The following is a 5,978-nucleotide window of genomic DNA, read 5'->3' on the forward strand; positions in this document are numbered from 1 at the left end:
GGACTGCGGCTGCCCGCAACCCTGGTCTTCGACCACCCTGCACCCCTCGAACTGACCCGGCACCTGCAAGGTGAGCTGTTGCCGCAACTGGCCGACGTCAGTGCCCAGCCTGTGGCGCCGACGGTCCGCGCGGGCACGGATGAGCCGATCGCGATCGTCGGAATGGGCTGCCGTTTCCCAGGTGGAGTCGAGGACCCGCAGGGATTCTGGCGGCTGCTGGCCGACGGGACGGACGCGATGTCGCCCTTCCCCGTCGACCGAGGCTGGGACATGGAGGGCCAGGGGGGTTCCGATCGCGATGCTGGCGGTGAGGGCGCCGGTTATGCGGCACTGGGCGGGTTCGTGCACGGTGCCGGCGCATTCGATGCGGAGTTCTTCGGGATCAGTCCGCGTGAGGCCTTGGCGATGGATCCCCAGCAGCGGCTGCTGCTGGAGACGTGCTGGGAGGCGCTGGAAGACGCAGGTATCGATCCGTCGTCGCTGCGCGGTTCCGACGCCGGCGTGTACGCCGGAATCATCACCTCGAGCTACCGTGCCGGAGAACGTGACGGTGCGGGTGGCTACGGGATGACCGGCACCACGGCGAGCGTGGCCTCCGGCCGGGTGGCATATTGCCTGGGGTTGCAGGGTCCCGCCGTCTCGGTGGATACCGCATGCTCGTCCTCGCTGACGGCGATTCACCTCGCGGCCCAGGCGCTGCGGTCCGGTGAGTGCGGAATGGCGTTGGCCGGTGGTGTGACGGTAATGGCCACATCGGGAACATTCAGCGAGTTCTCTCGCCAGCGGGGATTGGCCGCGGACGGCCGCTGCAAGCCCTTCGCCGAGGCCGCGGACGGCACCGGATTTGGCGAGGGTGTCGGGGTGGTGGTGCTGGAGCGGCTGTCGGACGCCCGCGAACGCGGACACAACGTCCTGGCCGTAGTACGGGGCAGCGCCGTTAACCAGGATGGTGCGTCGAACGGATTGACGGCGCCGAATGGTCCTTCGCAGCAGCGGGTGATTCGGCAGGCTCTGGCCAGTGCGGGTCTGTCCGCGCAGGACGTGGACGTGGTCGAGGCGCACGGGACAGGTACGGCCCTTGGCGACCCGATTGAGGCGCAGGCGCTGATCGCCACCTACGGCCAGGACCGCCCGGCGGACCGACCGCTGTGGCTGGGATCGGTGAAGTCCAACATCGGCCACACCCAGGCGGCCGCGGGCGTGGCCGGGGTCATGAAGATGGTCCTCGCGATGCAGCACGGAGTACTGCCCCGGACACTGCACGTGGACGAGCCGTCCACCCACGTGGACTGGTCGACCGGGTCGGTGGAGCTGCTCACCGAGCCCCGCGCATGGCCTTCCGGCCCAGGCCCGCGACGGGCCGGCATCTCCGGGTTCGGCATCAGTGGCACCAACGTCCACCTCATCGTCGAACAACTCCAGCAGGACCAGAATCCCGTACAACGTCCACAGGACGAGACATCTGAACAGGGCTCGGAAGAACTGCCCGATTCGGTGGCGTGGGTGCTCTCGGCGCGGTCGGAGGCCGCGCTGGCCGAACAAGCCGCACGTCTGCGCGAGTTCGCTGTCGCTCGGCCCGAACTCGTCCCAGCTGATATGGCCTTGTCGCTGTCCACTACACGGGCGGTGGATTTCCCGCACCGCCTGGTGGTGGTGGGCACGGAACGCGACCAGCTGTTGGAAGGTCTGGCGGCGGCAGCCAAGGACCCCGGCGTGCAGACCCCCGGAGTGGTGTCTGGGGTTGCGGGGTCGGTGGTGCGACCGGTGTTCGCATTTGCCGGTCAGGGTGCGCAGTGGGCCGGCATGGGGCTGGAACTCTGGGACCAGGAGCCGGTGTTCGCCGCATCGATGGAGCGTTGCGCGGCGGCATTGGCGCCATTCATCGACTGGCCGCTGCGCGAGACGCTGGCCGATGCGGACATGATGCTGCGCGTCGAGGTGGTGCAGCCTGTCACCTGGGCGGTGATGGTCAGCCTGGCCCAGCTGTGGCGCGCCAGCGGGGTGGAGCCTGCTGCGGTGGTGGGTCACAGCCAGGGGGAGATCGCGGCCGCCTGCGCGGTGGGCGGGCTCAGTCTGGACGACGGTGCACGAGTGGTGGCACTACGCAGCAGGGCGCTGGCGCAACTGGCCGGCACGGGCGGGATGGTCTCGGTGCCGGCCGGTCTGGACGAAGCACGGGAATGGATCTCCGGCTGGGGCCCGGCACTGGCGGTCGCGGCCGTCAACGGTCCGCGGCAGGTGGTCGTCGCCGGAGAAGCGGCGGCATGCGCCGAGTTCGCAGCCGCCTACGCGGGACAGGGCGTCCGGCAGATCGCAGCGGATGTGGCCGGCCACACGGCACTGGTCGAGTCTGTGAGGGAACGTCTCGCCGAAGACTTGGCAGGGCTTTCCCCTGTGAGCAGCAAGGTGCCGTTCTACTCCACCGTCGAAGGCGGGGTGGTGGACACGGCCTCGCTCGACGGCGGCTATTGGTACCGCAACCTGCGTGAGACCGTACGTTTCGGTGATGTCATCGCCGGGCTGGTGGCGGAAGGCCACCGCAATTTCGTGGAGATCAGCGCGCATCCGCTCCTGGGGATGGCGATCGCGCAGGCAGGCGAGGATCTGGCGGTCTCCGCCAGCCTGCGGCGCGGTGACGGAGGCCGGGACCGGTGGTTGCGGTCCCTTGCCGCGGCGTATGTGGCCGGCGGAGCTGTGGACTGGGCCGGCGTGAACAGCCGGGGCGCTCAGGCCCTCAACATCGGCCTGCCGACGTACCCGTTCCAGCGCCAGCACTACTGGCCGCGGACGGTGGCCAGGGGCGGTGACGTCTCCTCGGTGGGCCAGCAGGAGGCGAGTCACCCGTTGCTGGGCGCTGCGGTCTGGTTGTCGGAGGGCGACGGTCTGGTCCTGACGGGGCGGCTGTCGGTGGCTGCGGCCCCGTGGCTGGCCGACCACGCCGTGCACGACACCGTACTGCTGGCCGGCACCGCGTTCGTCGACCTGGCCATCCATGCCGGTGACCTGGTCGGCTGCGGGACCCTCGACGAGCTCGCCCTGCAGGAACCGCTGGTACTGCCTGGCCAGGGGAGCGGCGTGCAGATCCAGGTACACGTCAGCGGCAGCGACGAGGACGGTGCGGGTCGTCGGTCGGTGACCGTCGCCTCGCGAGACGCGGAGGGGCAGTGGATCCGGCATGCGGTCGGTACGTTGTCGACAGACCGCGGCCCGGCACCTGCGTCGCTGGTGCAGTGGCCGCCCTCCGGCGCCGAACCGGTACCGCTCGATGACCTCTACGGTCAGCTTGCCGAGCGCGGTTACGAATACGGGCCGGCGTTCCAGGGACTGCATCGCGCCTGGCGTATCGGGCGGACGATCTACGCCGAGGCCGAACTTCCCGAAGCCGCCGAAGTCGGAACCGGGGCGGGCATGGGAGCGGGAGGGTTCGGCTTGCACCCGGCCCTGCTGGACGCTTCGTTGCACGGCCTGCTGACCGGCAGGCTCGGCGGCGGCTCCGATGAGGGATCCGGCACGTCCGGTGGCGGCGTCGGATTGCCGTTCGCGTGGTCCGGAGTTCGGCTGTTCGCCGGCGGTGCCCGTCATCTGCGGACCGTACTGGACCCGGGGCCGGACGGGTCGATCACCGTGACCGCGTTCGACGGGGCGGGCCAACCGGTGCTGGAGGCCAACTCGTTGGTCCTGCGGGAGACCTCGGCAGACCGCATCGCGGGTCCCGGCGACCGGGAGGTGCGTCGCTCGCTGTTCACCGTTGACTGGGCCCCGTCGACGGTTCCGGAGGGTGTCGACGTACCGCAGTGGGCCAGGCTCGGGGATTCAGAAGGGGCGGAGTTCCCGCCGGTGGTGGTGGCGGTGGTGCCGGCTGCCGCCGCTGAGCTGGAGGCGCCCGATGCGGCCGCGCAGGCTGCCGGTCTGGTGTTGGGGTGGTTGCAGGAGTGGCTGGCTGATCCTGCCGCGGACGATGCGCAGTTGGCCATCTTCACTCAAGGTGCGGCGGCTGGTGTGGATCTGTCGGCCGCGGCGGTGACCGGCCTGGTCCGCTCTGCGCAGTCCGAGCACCCCGGCCGGCTTCTGCTGGTCGACATCGACCCCGCGACAGGGTTGGACGCCGGTCGCGAGGCCGACGTGGAGATCGCGCTGGCGGCAGCGCTGAGCACCGGCGAGCCCGAGACGCTGATCCGACCGGACACGGATACCGGGGCTCCGGCGGCGTTCGGACGGCGGTTGCTGCGGGCCGGGACGGGCGACGCGGAGACCGTGGCCTCCGAGTGGGATCCGGACGGGACGGTGTTGCTCACCGGCGGTACGGGGACGCTGGGCCGGCAACTGGCCCGGCACTTGGCGATGAGCAGGGGAATGCGGCATCTGCTGCTCGTCTCCCGCCAGGGACCCCAGGCGCCCGGTGCGGCCGAGTTGGTCGCGGAGCTGGCCGAACTGGGCGCGACGGTCCGGATAGTGGCCGGAGACGCCGCGGACCGCAGCGTGCTGGCCGCGGTCGTCGACGGGATATCTCCTGAACATCCGCTCACGGCGGTGGTACACGCTGCTGGTGTCCTGGACGACGCCACGGTGGAGTCGCTCACTCCGCAGCGGATCGCCACCGTGCTTGCGGTGAAGGCGGACACGGCGTGGAACCTCCACGAGTTGACGCAGGGGATGGATCTGGCGGGCTTTGTCGTCTACTCCTCGGCTGCTGCCATCCTCGGCAGCCCGGGGCAGGGCAATTACGCGGCGGCCAATGCGTTCCTGGACGCGTTGGCGGCTTACCGGCGCGCTCAGGGGCTGGCGGGTCAGTCGCTGGCCTGGGGGCTCTGGGCCGAGCGCTCGGCAATGACCGCGCACCTCAACGATGCCGGGATGGCCCGGCTGACCCGCGGCGGCATCCGGCCGATGACCACCGAACAAGGGCTGGCCCTCTTCGATGCGGCAGCCCGGCTGACCGCACCACTGGTGGTCCCGGCCCGACTCGAGTTGGCAGGCTTCTCCCGAAGCGGTGGCCCACTGCCCGCACTGCTGCAAGATCTGGGCACAGGCACCACAGCGCGACCCACTGCTGCGACGGCGGCGGAGGCCGAGGGCCTGGGTGCCCAACTGGCCGCGCTCAGTCCCGCCGAGCGGGAGCAGGCCGTTCTGCGGATCGTGCGTACCCATGCCGCGGCGGTCCTCGGACATGCCCGGCCGGAGAGCATCGAGCCGCAGCAGGCGTTCCGGGAACTGGGCTTCGACTCCCTGACCGCACTCGAACTGCGCAACCGACTCGCCACCGCGACCAGCCTCCGGCTGCCCGCGACCCTGGTCTTCGACCACCCCAGCGCTGCCGAACTCGCCGGTTTCCTGCAGGAAGAGATCTGCCCCGATACCGAGGAGCAGACAGATCCTGTTGAGGCCGCGCTCAGGAAGGTCCTGGCATCGGTACCGCTGTCCAAGTTCCGTGAGGCGGGTCTGATGGACGCGCTGCTTCAGCTTGCCAGCCCCGACGAGGGCGCTCCTCCATCAGAGCAGAGCAGTAGGGCCGAACAGATCGACGCGATGGACATGGACAGCCTTGTCCGCTTGGCCTTTGGCGAGGGAAGTGCTGACTTGTGACCATTCCCAATGAGCGGAGGCCGCGATGAACATGCCCACCGACAAGGTACTCGAGGCATTGCGCGCCTCTCTCAAAGAGACCGAACGGCTACGCCAGCACAACCGCCAACTCATCGCCGCGTCGCGCGAGCCGATCGCGATTGTGGGAATGGGCTGCCGTTTCCCGGGCGGAGTCGAGGGACCCGAGGGTTTCTGGCGATTGGTGGCGGGCGAAACGGACGCGATGTCGCCCTTCCCCGCGGACCGGGGCTGGGACGCTGGTGGCTCCAGCAACGCCGAGGCCGCCAACGGTGAGTCCGCGTACGCCCGAGTGGGTGGCTTCCTGTCCGGCGCCGCAGACTTCGATGCGGAGTTCTTCGGGATCAGTCCGCGTGAGGCTGTGGCGATGGATCCCC

At 69.9% G+C, this 5,978-nt stretch carries 2 protein-coding genes; both read left to right on the plus strand.

From position 1 onward, the window contains the following. The coding region (locus ACFVYN_RS40830) for a type I polyketide synthase (RefSeq protein WP_390007882.1) at positions 1-5,583 on the plus strand (5,583 nt) is incomplete at its 5' end. A 25-nt stretch (positions 5,584-5,608) separates the two neighbouring features. Beyond that, positions 5,609-5,978 (plus strand): beta-ketoacyl synthase N-terminal-like domain-containing protein (locus tag ACFVYN_RS40835; protein WP_390007885.1); only part of this gene is annotated, 370 nt, incomplete at its 3' end.

Source organism: Streptomyces sp. NPDC058307 (assembly GCF_042880295.1).
Lineage (GTDB): Bacteria > Actinomycetota > Actinomycetes > Streptomycetales > Streptomycetaceae > Streptomyces.